Consider the following 15245-nt stretch of genomic DNA (forward strand, 5'->3'; position numbering starts at 1 on the left):
CGCGGCACGCCACCCCTGATCAGGAGACACAAAAATGGCACGAATGAAATTTATCTGTGACGCAGAGCGTTGCATCGAGTGCAACGGCTGCGTGACCGCCTGCAAGAACGAGCACGAGGTGCCATGGGGCGTCAACCGCCGCCGTGTGGTCACCCTCAACGACGGTGTGCCGGGCGAGAAATCGATCTCGGTGGCCTGCATGCACTGCAGCGATGCGCCCTGCATGGCTGTGTGCCCCGTCAACTGCTTCTATCGCACCGAAGAGGGTGTGGTGCTGCATGACAAGGACGTCTGCATCGGCTGCGGCTACTGCAGCTACGCCTGCCCGTTTGGCGCGCCCCAGTTCCCATCGTCGGGCACCTTCGGTGTGCGCGGCAAGATGGACAAGTGCACCTTCTGCGCTGGTGGCCCCGAGGCGCATGGCAGCCAGTCGGAATTCGAGAAATACGGCCGTAACCGGCTTGCCGAAGGCAAGCTGCCTGCGTGCGCCGAAATGTGCTCGACCAAGGCCTTGCTCGCCGGTGATGGTGACGTAGTGGCCGACATCTTCCGCAACCGTGTCGTGCAGCGCGGCAAGGGTGCAGAAGTGTGGGGCTGGGGTACCGCATACGGGTCGCAAAAGTCAGCGCAGCCAGCAGGAGCCAAGTCATGATCAAGCGCACACCAATCATCCTTGCGGCCTGTGTTGCGGTGTTCGCCCTCACGGCCTGCGGCGAAAAGCCGCAGACCGGCATGGGCGTGCGCACCGATGCCGTGCCGTACGCCGGTACTGGCAGCAACTTCACCGAACCCGGCTGGAAGGCCGGTGACAAGACGAGCTGGGAAGCCCAGCTCAAGACGCGTCAGCAGTACGGTCAAAACGAATACACCCGCAGCCAAGCCAAGTGAGGTCGACCATGAAACACATCATGTGGTCTCTGGTACTTGCGGGCTCGATGGCCTGGATGCCGGTGCAGGCCCAGACGGCTGCACCCGCTGCCCCGACAGGTGACGCAGCGGCTCCCGCTGCTGCGGCCCAGGCTGCGCCTGCCGCCACCGTGGGCGGTGTCAAGAGCCAGAACATCTTCGAGATCCGCCCCGACGCGAGCGCCGACCCCAAGTACGCCGAGCAGACCAATGGCGAGCGCGCCCAGGTCCAGCCCGGCAACAACGCGCCCATGTGGCGCCAGGTGGGGCAGGGCGTGACCGGTTTCAGCAGCCTTCCTGCGTCGCAGGCGCCTGAGGCAGGAAACCTCATCCAGCCGTTTGTGCAGTACCCCGGCTCGCGCTACACCAACGCGGGTGATGCGTGGCGCCAGGTGCGCAACAACTGGATCATTCCCTACGGCGGTTCGTTGTTGGTGATCGTCGCTGGTGCCATTGCGCTGTTTTACTGGCGCAAGGGCATGATCATGCTGCACGGCACCGAAACCGGGCGCAAGATCGAGCGTTTCACACCGTTTGAGCGATCAGCGCACTGGGCCAACGCGATCACGTTCGTTGCCTTGGCGGTATCGGGGCTGGTCATGGCGTTCGGCAAGTTCTTCCTCCTGCCGATCATGGGCAGCACGCTGTTCGGCTGGCTCAGTTACGCGCTCAAGAACCTGCACAACTTTGCAGGCCCCTTGTTCGCGGTGTCGCTGATCATTGTGTTCTTCACGTTCCTCAAGGACAACATGCCCTCCAAGGAGGACATCACCTGGCTCGTGAAGGGCGGTGGGTTGCTGTCCGGCCAGGAGGTGCCCTCGCATCGCTTCAACGCTGGCGAGAAGGTTGTCTTCTGGGCAGGCGTTTTGGGCCTCGGTTTCATCGTGGTCGCTTCAGGGCTGGTTCTTGACAAGCTCATTCCTGGCCTGATTTACGAGCGCGGCACCATGCAGATCGCACACATGGTGCATGCAGTGGCAACCGTGGTGATGATGGTCATGTTCATGGGGCACATCTACATGGGTACCGTGGGCATGCAGGGCGCCTACAAGGCCATGCGCACTGGCTACGTTGACGAGACCTGGGCCAAGGAGCACCATGAACTCTGGTACGACGATGTGCAGGCCGGCAAGATCCCGCGCCAGCGCAGCGCCACCCCTTCGGAAGAGGCCCCCGCGGTCAAGCCCGGTCAGGCATGAGGATGAGGAGCAACATGACACACCCAGTACATCACCAACCTGGCCGCCGTACGCTTTCGGCGATGGCAGGCCTGTGCGCCCTGGCCTTTTGCAGCGCTGCTGCGGCCAAGTTGCCACCGCCTACGCCCGAGGCAGCCGCCAAGGCAGCCGAGACGGCTGCTCGCACCGCCTGGGCCGGCAAGGTAGACAACTACAAGCTGTGCCTGGCGCAGGACCGCGTAGCCAACCACTATCGCAAGACGTCGCCGGCCGCCAAGCCTGCTGCAGCCAGCCCGGCAGCGTGTGCAGATCCGGGGCCTTTTGCCTACACACCGCCCGCGGCCAAGCCGCTGGAATCCGCTGGCGCCCACTCGCCACCGGGCACGGCCAGCAGCCCGCCCAACACGAAGGCAACGCAAACGGCGCCGGCCGCTGCTGCGCCGAAGTCCTGACGGGTGTTCACAGGCGCGGCTCCACGCACTGGGGCCTGCGTCTGGTACCTTGGGACATGTCGCCCTGGTGCACCGCAAAACAAAGCCGCGTCTGCCACTGCAGCGCGGCTTTTTCAATGGGTTTTTATGAGCGGTCCAGCCGGCAGCATGCGGTTCACCGTACAGCTCAGCGTCTGCGTCGTGACCCGGTCCTCTGGGTCTCACTTGTCCTTGCCCTAGTCGATTGCGTGGTGGCAATGCGATCCCTGCCCACCGAAGCGCGGCGCCACGATCTCGCACCAAGCCACCGATTCGTATAGTCCTTCCATGTCCGCCACATCTTCCTGCGCTTCTTTCACCGGCACCGGCACGCTGCCGCGCCTGACACGGGCCCGCGCCCCGCTCACCCATGCGGTGCAGGTCATCAACGAACGCGGCGAGCGGGAGGACGTGAACATCCCCGCAGAGCGCCCGCTGACGGTATATGTGGACAAGCGCGAACTCGTCACCCTCATGACGCTGGGGGCAGAGCCCGAATTGCTGGTGCTGGGCTATCTGCGCAACCAGCGGCTTGTGGATTCGGTGTTTGATATCGAATCGATCACGGTGGACTGGGAGGTGCACTCTGCCGCCGTCCGCACGCACCACGGCATTGCGCGCATCGAGGAGCGCACGGCCAGCAAGGTGGTGACCACGGGTTGCGGGCAAGGCAGCGTGTTTGGTGGCTTGATGGACGAAGTGGACCGCATCGCCTTGCCCGCGGCCACGCTATCGCAGGGCGAGCTGTACGGCATCGTCAATGCGATACGGCTCAAGGAGAGCACGTACAAATCCGCCGGCTCGGTGCATGGCTGCGCGCTGTTTCGCGGTGCCGAACTGCTCACTTTTGTAGAAGACGTAGGCCGTCACAACGCCATCGACACCATTGCCGGCTGGATGTGGATGAACGGTGAGGCCGGGGTGGCTGACCTGGCACGCAGCGCAGGGCAGGGCGATGCGCTGGCGGCGATGTCTACCGCCCAGCCCGCCACTGAAACGACACCCACCCAGGCAGGCGGACCCCAGCACGCGGCTGCCCACACGCCCATGCAGGGTGCGGACAAGGTTTTCTACACCACGGGCCGGCTCACCAGCGAAATGGTGATCAAGTCCGCCCAGATGGGCGTGCCCATCGTGGTGTCGCGCAGCGGCATGACGCAGATGGGGCATTCCGTGGCGCAGCAACTGGGCCTGTGCGCCATTGGCCGGGCCACCAACCGCAGGTTCGTGTGCTACAGCGGTGCCGACCGGCTCATCCTGCAGCCCGAGCTGGCGCAGGCGCCGGTGATGGCCCCCCAGGATGCTGGCGGCCCAACGCCTGCAGCCGCTGCGGGCTGAACTGGGCGCCGGCTGCAAACGCCGCATCGGCCTGCCGTTATTGGCTGCCAAGGCCGGGCGCGGTTGAATGCCCTCGATGGGCAGCGCCTGAAGGTGCTTCCAGTGATTCACAGGGGCTGAAGTCACCTCCAATCCCAATCTGGTCGGTGGCATCATTCCACCCATGAAAGACCTGACCGTTCCCGGCTCGTGGGCCGACACCCTGCCCAGCCAATGGGGTCCTCTTACTCCCGAGATTGAAATCCCGCTGCCCGGTGCGCAGGGCGGTCCGGACGGGGAGGGCTCGCCCGGTGGCATGCCGCCACGCACGGCCGCGGCAACCCGCCTGCCGCTGCTGGTCTGGGTGCGTGAGGGCCTGCGCGCCACCTTGTTTCGCACGCCCCGCACCGGCGCAGCCAGCCCCACGCCATGGCAGTTGCTGGTGCTTTCGCTGCTCGGTGCCGCGCTGCTGCTGGCCGGTGCGCGGCTCGAAATCCCTGGCCCGGCGCAGTTTGATGCGCGGGCCTGGCTGGCGCCCATGTGGAGCACCCTGGTGCTGCTGTGGTGTGCGTGGTGGGCCATGCGCCCGGCAGCTGGCAGCGCGCCACACGGTGTGGGCGAGACAGGCAACGCAGTGCCCCGCGGCGGGCTGGCCGCCTGGTACGCGCTGACGATATGGGCGCCCATGGTGCCCACCTTGCTGCTGTATGGGCTGCTGGGTGCATCCGTCCGCTGGCCGCAGATGTGGGCCCACCCTGCCGCCGACATCGCGTTCTGGGTGGCCTACGGCCTGCTCACGGTCTGGGTGATCGCCGCGCTGATCGTGGTCAGTGGCCGCTTCATGCGGTCGCGGCTGCATACGGCCGCCTTTTCGCTGGCTTTGGTGGGCGTGGTGGGGGTCGGCATGTGGCAGTTTCCTGATCGACCATGGATGCCCGCGACTGACTCGCAGGCACTGAATGATGCCGGGGCGGGTGCCCCCGGCGCTGCGTCAGCTCCGCCGGTGCTGGCGCTCACGCAGTCTGTTTTCGAGGCGCAACAGGCTCTGTGGCGCGAGCAGCTGTTGACCCTGGCACCCGAGCGGCCCGGCGTGACCGATGTCTACGGGCTGGTGTTCGCCCCATACGCCGACGAAAACGTGTTCCGGCGCGAAAGTACCATGGTGAGCGAACTGCTGGAGCAGCGGTTTGACGCGGCCGGCCGCGTGATGCACCTGCTCAACCACGCGGAAACCGCGGCGTCGCATGCCTGGGCCACACCCGAGAACCTGCAACGCGCCCTGGCGGCACTGGCCGGCCGCATGGACCGTGAAAACGATGTGCTGGTGGTCTTCATGACCTCGCACGGCGCGCGCAACCATGAACTCGCCGCCTCGCATGGCCCGCTGCAGGTGGCGCCCGTCACGCCGGAGATGCTGCGCCGCTGGCTGGACGAGGCGGGCATCCGCAACCGCGTGATCGCGGTATCGGCCTGCTATTCCGGCGGCTGGGTGGAGCCGCTGGCCACCGACAGCACCCTGGTGATGACCGCCGCAGACGCCACGCATACGTCGTACGGTTGCGGTACCCGCTCTGAACTCACGTTCTTTGGCCGGGCCGTGTTCCACGAGCAACTGCGCCAGACGCATTCTTTCGAGCAGGCTTTTGCCGCCGCGGTGCGGCTCATCCAGCAGCGCGAGGTCGATGCGGGCAAGGCCGATGGCTTCTCCAACCCGCAGATCCGTGTGGGTGAGCGCATCCGCCCGGTGCTGGCTGCCCTGGCAGCGCGGCTGGCCGTTGCCGGCCCGGATGTGGCGCAGGTCGCGGGGGTGGATGGCACAAGAGCCGGCCGCGGCAGCGACACAGGCAGCGCTCCACGTGGTGAGGCGGCCGCCACGAACGCTGTTGCGGGCGCCAGCATTGGTGCGGATGCGCCTGGCGCTGCCACCGTGGCGCAGGGCGTAGCGCCTGTCAGCACGCCGCCCGTGGCCCTTGCCGGTACGCCGGCAAAGCCCTGAGCGAAACCCTCCCCTTTTTGTTTGCGCTAAGGTCCGGGCCATGAATCTGTCCTTTCTTCGCCTGGGCTGGCGCACCCTGGCGCGCGACCTGCGTGCCGGAGAGCTGCGCCTGCTGATCGTGGCCGTCACGCTGGCTGTGGCGGCGCTCACCTCGGTCGGCTTCTTTGCCGACCGCCTGCAGGGCGGCCTGCAGCGCGATGCCCTGCAGCTGCTGGGCGGCGACGCCGTGGTCGCCAGCGACAACGCCACCCCGCAATCGATCGTCGAGCGCGCGCGCTCCCTGGGGCTGCAAACGGTCACCACGCTGGGCTTTCCCACCATGGGCCGCGCCAGCGATGCGCAGGGTGGTGCCACCAAGCTGGTGGCCCTGAAAAGCGTGCAACCTGGCTACCCCCTGCGCGGAACGCTGCGGGTAGCCGATGCCCCGGGTGCACCCGACCAGCCCACCCGCGACATCCCTGCGCCCGGCGATGTGTGGGTGGATGCGCCCCTGCTCGAATCGCTGAATCTGTCGATGGGCGACAAGCTGCTTCTGGGGGATGCGCAGCTGCGCATCGCCCGCATCATCGTGATCGAGCCTGACCGGGGCGCCGGCTTCATGAGCTTTGCGCCGCGCGTGATGGTCAACGATGCCGACCTGCCCGCTACCGGCCTGGTGCAGCCCGCCAGCCGCCTGACCTACCGCTTTGCCGTCACCGGCCCGGCCGCAGCCGTCAAGGAGTTCACCCGCTGGGCCGACGCCGAGGTGCGCAAGCCCGAGGTGCACGGTGCGCGTCTGGAATCGCTGGAAAGCGGCCGCCCCGAGATGCGCCAGACGCTGGACCGCGCCCAGAAATTCCTGAGCCTGGTTGCGCTGCTGGCGGCCCTGCTGTCTGCCGTGGCCGTGGCGCTCGCGGCACGCGGCTTTGCGGCCGAGCATCTGGATGCATCGGCCATGCTGCGCGTGCTGGGGCAAAGCCAGCGCACCATTGCGGGCGCCTACACCACCGAATTCGCACTCATCGGCCTGTTTGCCAGCTCTTTGGGTGTGGCCCTGGGCTACGTGGTGCACTACGCCTTTGTGCTGCTGCTGGCGGGGCTGGTCGAGTCGGCCCTGCCTGCCGCCAGCCTGTGGCCGGTGGCTTTCGGGCTGGGCATGGGGCTCACGCTGCTGCTAGCCTTTGGCTTGCCGCCGGTGCTGCAACTGGCCCAGGTGCCGCCCTTGCGGGTGATCCGCCGCGACGTGGGCGGGCTCAAGCCCGCTTCGCTGGCGGTGCTCGGCGTGGGCGTGGCAGGCTTTGCTGCGCTGCTGCTGGCGGTCAGCAGCGACATCAAGCTGGGGCTGATCGCCGTGGGCGGATTTGCGGGGGCGGTGGCGCTGTTTGCAGCGCTGTCGTGGCTGGCCGTGAAGCTGCTGCGCAAGAGCGTGAACGAGTCCACCGCACCACGCTGGCTGGTGCTGGCCACGCGGCAGATCTCGGCGCGGCCGGCGTACGCGGTGGTGCAGGTCAGCAGCCTGGCCGTGGGCCTGCTGGCGCTGGTGCTGCTGGTGCTGCTGCGCACCGACCTGGTCCAGAGCTGGCGGCAGGCCACGCCGCCCGATGCGCCCAACCGTTTCGTCATCAACGTGATGCCCGACCAGGCCGCGGCGTTCCAGCAGAACATCAAGGATGCAGGGGTGGAGCGCTACGACTGGTACCCGATGATTCGCGGGCGGCTGGTGGCCATCAACGGGAAGCCCGTGGGCCCCGACAACTACACCGAAGACCGCGCCAAGCGCTTGGTAGACCGAGAGTTCAACCTGTCCAATGCCGTGGAAGCGCCGCCGCACAACCAGGTCACGGCCGGGCGCTGGACCCCCGGCGAGGAAGGCGCCATCAGCGTGGAAGACGGCATTGCCGAAACCCTGGGGCTCAAGATGGGCGACAGCCTGCGCTTTGACATGGGCGGCGTACAGGCCGAGGCCCGCATCACCAGCCTGCGCAAGGTCGACTGGGGCTCCATGCGCGCCAACTTCTTCGTGATGTTCCCGGTGGCGCAGGTCAAGGATGTGCCCGTCACGTACCTGGCCGCCTACCGCGCGCCCGAGGTCACGGGTTTTGACAACGCCCTGGTGCGCCAGTTTCCCAACATCACCAACGTCGACATGGGCGCCACCATTGCCCAGGTACAGCGCGTGCTGGAGCAGGTGATCCGTGCGGTGGAATTCCTCTTTGCCTTTACCCTGGCAGCCGGCCTGGTGGTGCTGTTTGCCGCCGTCACGGCCACGCGTGAGGAGCGTGCGCGCGAATACGCCATCATGCGTGCCGTGGGTGCGCGCGCCAGCCTGCTGCGGCAGGTACAGCGGGCCGAATTGCTGGGCGTGGGGCTGCTGGCTGGCTTCCTGGCCAGTGCGGTGGCCGTGGGCGTGGGCTGGGCCCTGGCACGGTATGTGTTTGACTTTGCCTGGACCGCATCGCCCTGGGTGCCGCTCGCCGGCGCGGTGGGCGGCGCTTTGCTGGCGCTGGCGGCAGGCTGGTGGGGCCTGCGCGAAGTGCTGCAGCGCCCGGTGGTCGACACCTTGCGCCGGGCTGCCGAGTAGCCTGCCGGCCCCGATGGGCATGGCGCGCGGGTGCAGGTGTCGTGGCTGACGCAGGGGCGTTTGCCCTTGCGCTGCCCCCGCAAGCATGATGTCCCCTTGTGTCCGGGGCTGTCGCCCGCATCTCCCGCACTGGCCTGCATTCCATATTTGCCATGACTTCAGAACCTACCGACACGGGCGCCGCCGCTGGCGACGGATCCGTTTCCCCTGCCAACCCCTTCGAATGGATGGGTGGCGAAAGCCGCGTGCGCGCTCTGACCGAGCGCTTTTACGACCTGATGGACCTGGAGCCTGCATACACCGAACTGCGGGCGGCCCACGGGTCAGAACTGGCCCAGGCGCGGCAAAAGCTGTTCATGTTCCTGTGCGGCTGGCTGGGCGGGCCCTCGTACTACACCGACCAGTTCGGCCACCCGCGCCTGCGGGCGCGCCACATGCCGTTTGCCATCGGCATCAAGGAGCGTGACCAGTGGGTGGCCTGCATGGACCAGGCCATGGCCGAAACCGGTGTACCCGCCGACCTGCGCACGCGGCTGCGCGAGAGCTTCATGGGTACCGCGGACTGGATGCGCAACAAAGGCGCCTGACGGGTTTTCAACGACTGCCGGGTCATTGCTATTGAATACATAGCAAACAGGGCAGTCATCGCTTGCACTTCAGGCCAAAATGGCTTGAAAAGCCTCGTGCGCGGCCTCCTCCTGATTGTTGTCCGGTCGTGGGGCCGGTTTTTGGCCGCTTCTATCATGCAGTGTCCCGGTTCACGCTTTGTCACTGCTGTTTCGTGTCGCGCGATGGGGACTGTGCCTAGGTTCCATAACCCACAGTCGGAGGCAACCGCACAGCCCGGCGACAGGCCCTCGCATCGCTGTCCGGCGATCGCAGCCCCCGCTGCAACTGGAAACACTTTGCAAGGTTTCGGCCGTCCGGATGCCCAATAATTCCCCTCGCGCGCCAGGGATTTGCCCGGGCAGTCAACCCCGGGGGGGCAGCCCCGTTAGACAGGAGCAGCCCGCCATCGGCAAGACCACCGGGCGCTCCGCTGGCGCATCTCGCACAACGCGGCAATATCCAAATAACAAGGAGATTTTCATGACGTCTCACTCACTGTGGCTTCGCTGGTGGGCGGCCCTGCTTCTGGTGCTGGGCCTTGTGGCACCGGCCATGGCCCAGCGTGGAGGCGACGATGGCGCCTACCAGATCCTGAGCGCCCGCTACGGCACGCGCGAGGGCAATGTGGATGTGACCGACCGCCTGCGCGACCTGGCCCGACGCGACGTGGGCATCCGCGTGAGCAACGACACCTTTGGTGTGGACCCGCACCGCAACCACCCCAAGATGCTGCGCATCCACGCGCGCGACCCGCGGGGGCGCACCCGGACCTTTGAGTACCCGGAAGGTAGCTATGTGGATGGCAACCAGTTCACCGCGTGGTCCAGCGGTAGCTGGGGGCAGGGCGGTGGCAGCGGCAACTGGAACGGCCATCCCGGCAACGGCCGACCCGACGACGGGCGCGACGATGGCGAGTTCCGCATCCTGCAGGCCGTGTACGGCACGCCCGAACACCATGTCGACGTGACGCGCCGGCTGCGCGACCTGGCTCGCAGCGACCGCGCCATCGAGCTTACCAACGACACCTTTGGCGTAGACCCGCACCGCGGACAGCGCAAGACGCTGCGCATCTACGTGCGTGCCCGCGACGGCCAGACCCGCCTGTTTGAGTATCCCGAAGGCAGCACCATCGACGGTGCGCGCTTTACCGGCTGGGGTGGCGGCAACTGGGGCAACGAAGGCTGGAACGGCGGCTGGAACGGTAACGGCGGCGGCAACCAGGGCAACTTCGGTGGCAGCGGCGGGTCGTATCCCCAACCCGGCTTCGGCGGCAGCGGCGGCTCGTACCCGCAGCCCGGCTTCGGTGGCGGGCTGGAAATCGTGAACGCCGTCTATGGCGCCGGCAACCGTGCCGTGGACATGACCGACCGGCTGCGCGCCCAGGTGCAGGGGGACCGGCTGTCGGTGCGGGTGGAAAATGACCTGGCCGGCTATGACCCCGCCCCCGGCACGCCCAAGATGCTGTGGGTGACCTACCGTGTCAACGGCCGCGAATACCGCGTGAACGTGCGGGAATCCGACTACCTGCGACTGCCCTGACCGCTGTGCGCCGCTGAGGGCGCGCACCGGTCGGCAACCAGCCGCCAGGGCCTTGCATCAAGGCGCTGGCGGCTTTTTTCTGGGGTGGTCGGGTTGGCGGATGCGGTCACGTCTGTGCCGCAGTGGCGCCCGCGGTGACCGTGCATTGAGCCCCGAGGGTGGGCGCAAAAGACGCGGCGCGACACCGCAACAGGCGTTCGCCCTGGCCGCCGCGCTGCGCACCGCATACCGGATAGATGCTATTTAAATGATAGCTATCCAAGCATATGATTCGTGCGCTAGAGGCCATTTCTGCTCGAATTCGCTCCCCGTGGGCCTGTGTTGTCCGACTCGCGCGCTTCGCCACTATCCACCTGGCCTCCCGAGCCAAGCCTCACCGGTTCTTGCGCATCACCGGCTGCAGCAGCACCACCAGCGCCCCCGCGCCCCCGTCGGCTGGGCGGGCCTGCACAAAGGCCAGCACTTCCTTTTTCTGCACCAGCCAGCGCTGCACGCGCCCCTTGAGCACCGGCGTCTTGCCCGGCGAGCCCAGGCCCTTGCCGTGCACCACCCGCACGCAGCGCAGGCCGGTGCGGTGGGCCAGGCGGATGAACTGGCCCAGGGCCTCGCGCGCCTCGTCGGTGCGCAGGCCGTGCAGGTCCAGCTGGCGCTGGATGCTCCAGTGCCCGGCCCGCAGCTTGTGCGTCACGTCACGGCCGATGCCGGGGCGGCGAAAGCTCAGCTGGTCGTCGGTGTCCAGCAGGGTAGACACATCGAACTCGTCGCTGATGGCCTCGACCAGCACGCGCTGCTCGTCCAGCTCGCGCTGCACGGGCAGCGGCTCGGGCGGCTCGGGCGTGTGCCAGCGGCGGTCGTGCTGGCCGGTCAGGGGCTGCACGGGCCCCACGGCCAGCTGGAACATGTTTCTTTCGGCCCGGGCGCGGCGTTCGGCTTCGGCCCGCTCCTGGCGCAGGCGGGCCTCGCGCGCGGCACGCTCCGCCAGCGCTTCGCGCAGCGGCTTCAGATCCTGGAGGGACCGGGCTTTGAGCGGGCTGTACATCATCATGAAGCCGTCGGTTGTACCCCAATACGGCGCGGTGCCTTGCCAGTCGCCCGGCTTACCGCTCTGGCTGCGGGGGGATGTACTCGGCCGCGATGAACTGCGTGGACTGCGCGGGGTTGAAGTTGTCGTCGCTCACAAACACCAGGCTGCGGCCGCCACCCGGCAGCGGTGGGCCCCAGGTCATGCCTTCCAGGTTGTCCACGGGCGCAATGCCCAGCGCGGCGAAGTCGGCCACCAGTGTCTTGGGCACCGGCAAGTGGTTGCCTGGCACCAGCTGCGCGCGCGCCAGGGTGTTGGTGCCCGCGCGCGTGTCGATGCGGTACAGCCGCACTGCAAAGCCCGCGCCTGCGCTGTAGCTGCGCTCCAGCACCAGCAGGTGGTGCTTGCCGTCGGCCAGCACCTCGCTGATGCCGATGGTCTCGGGGCCCACGGGCAGCGGCCGTGGGTGCTGCACGGCGTCAGGCTGGTAGGCAATCTGGCGCAGGGGGCGGCCGCTGGCCAGGTCCACCAAAGTCAGCCGCACCGGGCCGCCCGGCGCAGCGTGGGTGGGCTGCGGGCCGTCTTGCACCCAAGGCAGTTCCATGGCCAGCCAGGCTTTGCGCCCGCCCGGCAGCAGGGCGAGGCCTTCCAGCGTGCCGTTATTGCGCGGGCCGCGGCGCCGGTCGGCTGCGGGCTCGAAGCTGGCCGGCAGGGGGAGGTCGCGCACGGCGGTGCCGTCGGCGGCACTCACGCGCAGCCTGGGGCCGAAGCCCCGCGCAAAGTCACCTTCGCTGGTCCAGACGAACTGCTTTGCGCCGGGCAGCCAGCGCACGGCCTCGGCGTCGGGCACGTCCATGTGGTCGGCGGCTCGGCGTGAAGGCGCATACGGCACGCCCGAGGCATGCAGCAGGGTGCGCACCTGCAGCCATTGCGGTGGCTGCAGCGCCTGCGCCGTCAGCGCGATGCGGGCGGTGTACACCCGGGCCGGTGCGCGCGATGAGCGGTCGTCGCTGATCAGCAGGTACTGGTCGGTCGCGGCGTCGTAGTCAATGCCTGAGAGGCCGCCCAACGGGGTGCCCAGCACCTCGATGCCGCTGGGGACGTCCACGGTGCCGATGATGCGCAGCGCGGGGCCTTTGACGGTGCCATGTGCAGGGGCGTCAGCCGTGCTGGCCGTTGGTGCGCCTGCGCTGGTCACCACCGGTTGCGAACGGATGCCGCAACCCGCGGCCATCATCACGGCCAGCACGGTGCCCAGCGCCATCCTGGCCGTCATCCAGGCGGGTTTCATAGCAGCCCCTTTTCTGCCATCGACAGGGCCTGGCCCGGCGCCACGATGACGTGGTCGAGCACGCGCACATCCACCAGCGCCAGCGTGGTCTTCAGCGTCTGGGTCAGGGCTTCGTCGGCCCGGCTGGGCTGCACGCTGCCGCTGGGGTGGTTGTGCGCCAGGATGACGGCGGCGGCCTGGTGGTGCAGGGCGCGCAGCACCACTTCGCGCGGATACACACTGGTCTGCGTGAGGGTGCCGCGAAACAGCTCTTCCATGGCCACCAGCCGGTTCTGGCTGTCGAGGAACAGCACCGCAAACACCTCGTGCCCTTTACCGGCGAGGTGCAGCTGCAGGTAGTGCTTGACGGTGTCGGCCGAGTCAAACACCTCGCGCTCGCGCAGCTGTTGGGCCAGCGCGCGGCGCGCCAGCTCCAGCACGGCCACGAGCTCGGCGCGCTTGGCGGGGCCCAGGCCCTTGATGCGCTCCAGATCGGTGGTGGTGGCGTGCAGCAGCCCGGCAATGCCGCCAAAGCCGCCGGCCAGTTTTCCGGTGGCAGGGTCGGTGTGCGGTGGCTCCAGCAGCTCGTGCGCCATCTGCAGCACACCCTTGCCCACGATGCCGGTGCGCAGCAGGATGGCCAGCAGCTCGGCATCGGCCAGCGCGCCGGGGCCGCGGGCCAGCAGTTTCTCGCGCGGCTGGGCGTCGGCGGGCAGGTCTTTGAGGGCCATGGATGGGGGTGGGGCTGCGTAAGGCGCGGGCCGCGCCCGGCTGCGCTGGGTACGCTGTCGGGAGGGCTTTGCCCGGTTTTCTACAATGCAGGCCAGTTTATCGGTACTTTCATGACCTCCATCGCACCCACGCTCCCCACCGTTCAGCCCGGTTCCTTCCTCACCTTGCACTATCGCCTGGCCGGTCCGTCGGGGGACGTGATCAACACCTTTACCGACAAGCCCGCCACGCTCTCGCTGGGCACAGGCGAGCTATCGCCCGCGGTGGAGCAGCGCCTGCTGGGCCTGGCCGAAGGCACGCGTGCCACGTTCGAGCTGCCTGCGGGTGAGGCCTTTGGCGATCGCAACGCCGACATGCAGCAGTGGGTGGCCCGGAAGCTGCTCAACCAGCTGGGCGACCCGGATGAAAAGTACAGCGTGGGCGACGTGGTGCAGTTCCCCACGCCCGACGGACTGGGCAGCTACGCCGGGGCCGTGCAACAGGTGCGGGACGATGGCGCGGTGCTGTTTGACTTCAACCACCCGCTGGCAGGCCAGCCGGTCACGTTCGAAGTGCAAGTGATTGGCATCCTGTGATGAACGCTCCGCAGGAAATTCTTCTGGCCGAGCCGCGCGGCTTTTGCGCGGGGGTCGACCGCGCCATCGAGATCGTCGAGCGAGCGCTGCAAAAGTTTGGCGCGCCCATCTACGTGCGCCACGAGATCGTGCACAACACCTATGTGGTCAACGACCTCAAGGCCAAGGGCGCGATCTTCATCGAAGAGCTGGCCGACGTGCCGCCCGGCGCCACGCTGGTCTTCAGCGCCCACGGCGTGAGCCGCGCCGTGCAGCAAGAGGCCGTGGCCCGCGGTTTCAGCATTTTTGACGCCACGTGCCCGCTGGTGACCAAGGTGCATGTCGAGGTAGCCAAGCTCGCGAAAGAAGGCTACGAATTCATCATGATCGGCCACAAGGGCCACCCCGAGGTCGAGGGCACCATGGGCCAGCTCGACCAGGGCATCCATCTGGTGGAAGACGTGGCCGATGTGGCCCGCGTGCAACCCGCGCAGACCGAAAAGCTCGCCGTGGTCACGCAGACAACCCTGAGCGTGGACGATGCCGCCGAAATCTCGGCCGCTGTGCGCGCCCGGTTCCCGCAGGTGCGCGAGCCCAAGCAGCAGGACATCTGCTATGCCACGCAAAACCGGCAGGACGCCGTGAAGGTGCTGAGCCCGCAGGTGGACGTGGTCATCGTGGTGGGTAGCCCCACCAGCTCCAACAGCAACCGCCTGCGCGAACTGGCCGCGCGCCTGGGTACGCAGGCCTACATGGTCGACAGCGCCGAAGAGCTGCGCACCGAGTGGTTTGATGGCGCGGCGCGCGTAGGGCTGACGGCGGGCGCATCCGCTCCTGAAATCCTGGTGCAGCAGGTCATCGACCGCATCAAGGCACTGGGGGCAGTGTCGGTGCGCACCATGGCGGGCATCGAGGAAACCATCAAGTTCCCGCTGCCCAAGGGCCTGAAGATCGACGCCGCCACGGGCCTTGAGATCAGCCAGCGCTTGCCTGAAACGGGGCCCGGGGCGCACTGAGCCGCATCGACGCCAATTGCGCAAAAGAGCCGTTCGGGCTGATCCCCGCGAAGCCCCGCGCGGTGCTCGCGCAGCGC

14 protein-coding genes are annotated in these 15245 nt (G+C 67.6%); 11 read left to right on the forward strand and 3 right to left on the reverse strand.

The genetic code is table 11. From position 1 onward, the window contains the following. Window positions 1-34 precede the first annotated feature (34 nt). The 9 genes from fdh3B to ACTPOI_RS15115 all read left to right on the forward strand — a co-directional run bounded on the left by fdh3B (window position 35) and on the right by ACTPOI_RS15115 (window position 10575). Window positions 35-652 (forward strand): formate dehydrogenase FDH3 subunit beta, encoded by a 618-nt coding sequence (fdh3B, locus tag ACTPOI_RS15075; RefSeq protein WP_440110195.1) that lies wholly within the window; start codon window positions 35-37, stop codon window positions 650-652. Further along, entirely contained in the window at window positions 649-888 is a 240-nt protein-coding gene (locus ACTPOI_RS15080; RefSeq protein WP_440110197.1) for a hypothetical protein, read from the forward strand. Before fdh3B ends, ACTPOI_RS15080 begins: the two co-directional genes overlap by 4 nt. Before the next feature lie 8 nt (window positions 889-896). After that, window positions 897-2105: a formate dehydrogenase subunit gamma gene (locus ACTPOI_RS15085; protein WP_440110199.1), complete on the forward strand. Its 1209-nt coding sequence runs from the start codon at window positions 897-899 to the stop codon at window positions 2103-2105. 14 nt (window positions 2106-2119) lie between these two features. After that, complete coding sequence (locus ACTPOI_RS15090) at window positions 2120-2536, forward strand: hypothetical protein (protein WP_440110201.1); 417 nt, start codon at window positions 2120-2122, stop codon at window positions 2534-2536. Between the two features lie 306 nt (window positions 2537-2842). Beyond that, entirely contained in the window at window positions 2843-3892 is a 1050-nt protein-coding gene (locus ACTPOI_RS15095; protein ID WP_440110203.1) for a formate dehydrogenase accessory sulfurtransferase FdhD, read from the forward strand. Between the two features lie 163 nt (window positions 3893-4055). After that, the gene (locus ACTPOI_RS15100) at window positions 4056-5867 is read left to right on the forward strand and encodes a C13 family peptidase (RefSeq protein WP_440110205.1); all 1812 of its coding nucleotides are present in this window, start codon (window positions 4056-4058) and stop codon (window positions 5865-5867) included. 40 nt (window positions 5868-5907) lie between these two features. Then, a complete protein-coding gene (locus ACTPOI_RS15105) occupies window positions 5908-8427 on the forward strand; it encodes an ABC transporter permease (RefSeq protein WP_440110207.1) in 2520 nt (839 codons plus the stop codon). Window positions 8428-8579: 152 nt separating this feature from the next. After that, window positions 8580-9014 carry a group II truncated hemoglobin gene (locus ACTPOI_RS15110; RefSeq protein WP_440110209.1) on the forward strand — a complete coding sequence of 145 codons (435 nt, stop codon included), beginning with the start codon at window positions 8580-8582 and terminating at the stop codon, window positions 9012-9014. 502 nt (window positions 9015-9516) lie between these two features. Beyond that, the gene (locus ACTPOI_RS15115) at window positions 9517-10575 is read left to right on the forward strand and encodes a DNAJC11 domain-containing protein (protein ID WP_440110211.1); all 1059 of its coding nucleotides are present in this window, start codon (window positions 9517-9519) and stop codon (window positions 10573-10575) included. A gap of 373 nt (window positions 10576-10948) precedes the next feature. Here the strand turns inward: ACTPOI_RS15115 and ACTPOI_RS15120 are convergent, their stop codons facing one another. Genes ACTPOI_RS15120 through radC form a run of 3 tightly spaced genes read right to left on the reverse strand, consistent with a single transcriptional unit; the run spans window position 10949 to window position 13597 of the window. Further along, window positions 10949-11614 (reverse strand): Smr/MutS family protein, encoded by a 666-nt coding sequence (locus ACTPOI_RS15120; RefSeq protein WP_440112634.1) that lies wholly within the window; start codon window positions 11612-11614, stop codon window positions 10949-10951. Between the two features lie 58 nt (window positions 11615-11672). Continuing rightward, a complete protein-coding gene (locus ACTPOI_RS15125) occupies window positions 11673-12887 on the reverse strand; it encodes an esterase-like activity of phytase family protein (protein WP_440110213.1) in 1215 nt (404 codons plus the stop codon). Then, window positions 12884-13597, reverse strand: a complete 714-nt coding sequence (gene radC, locus ACTPOI_RS15130) for a RadC family protein (protein ID WP_440110215.1) — start codon at window positions 13595-13597, stop codon at window positions 12884-12886. Before radC ends, ACTPOI_RS15125 begins: the two co-directional genes overlap by 4 nt. A gap of 111 nt (window positions 13598-13708) precedes the next feature. Between radC and ACTPOI_RS15135 the strand changes: the two genes are divergently transcribed. Together ACTPOI_RS15135 and ispH are read left to right on the forward strand one after the other, a co-directional pair. Continuing rightward, complete coding sequence (locus tag ACTPOI_RS15135; RefSeq protein ID WP_300463016.1) at window positions 13709-14173, forward strand: FKBP-type peptidyl-prolyl cis-trans isomerase; 465 nt, start codon at window positions 13709-13711, stop codon at window positions 14171-14173. Continuing rightward, window positions 14173-15168 carry a 4-hydroxy-3-methylbut-2-enyl diphosphate reductase gene (gene ispH, locus ACTPOI_RS15140; protein WP_440110218.1) on the forward strand — a complete coding sequence of 332 codons (996 nt, stop codon included), beginning with the start codon at window positions 14173-14175 and terminating at the stop codon, window positions 15166-15168. The genes ACTPOI_RS15135 and ispH overlap by 1 nt, the downstream gene beginning before the upstream one ends. The last annotated feature ends 77 nt before the right edge of the window (window positions 15169-15245 follow it).

Source organism: Acidovorax sp. BL-A-41-H1 (assembly GCF_051942715.1).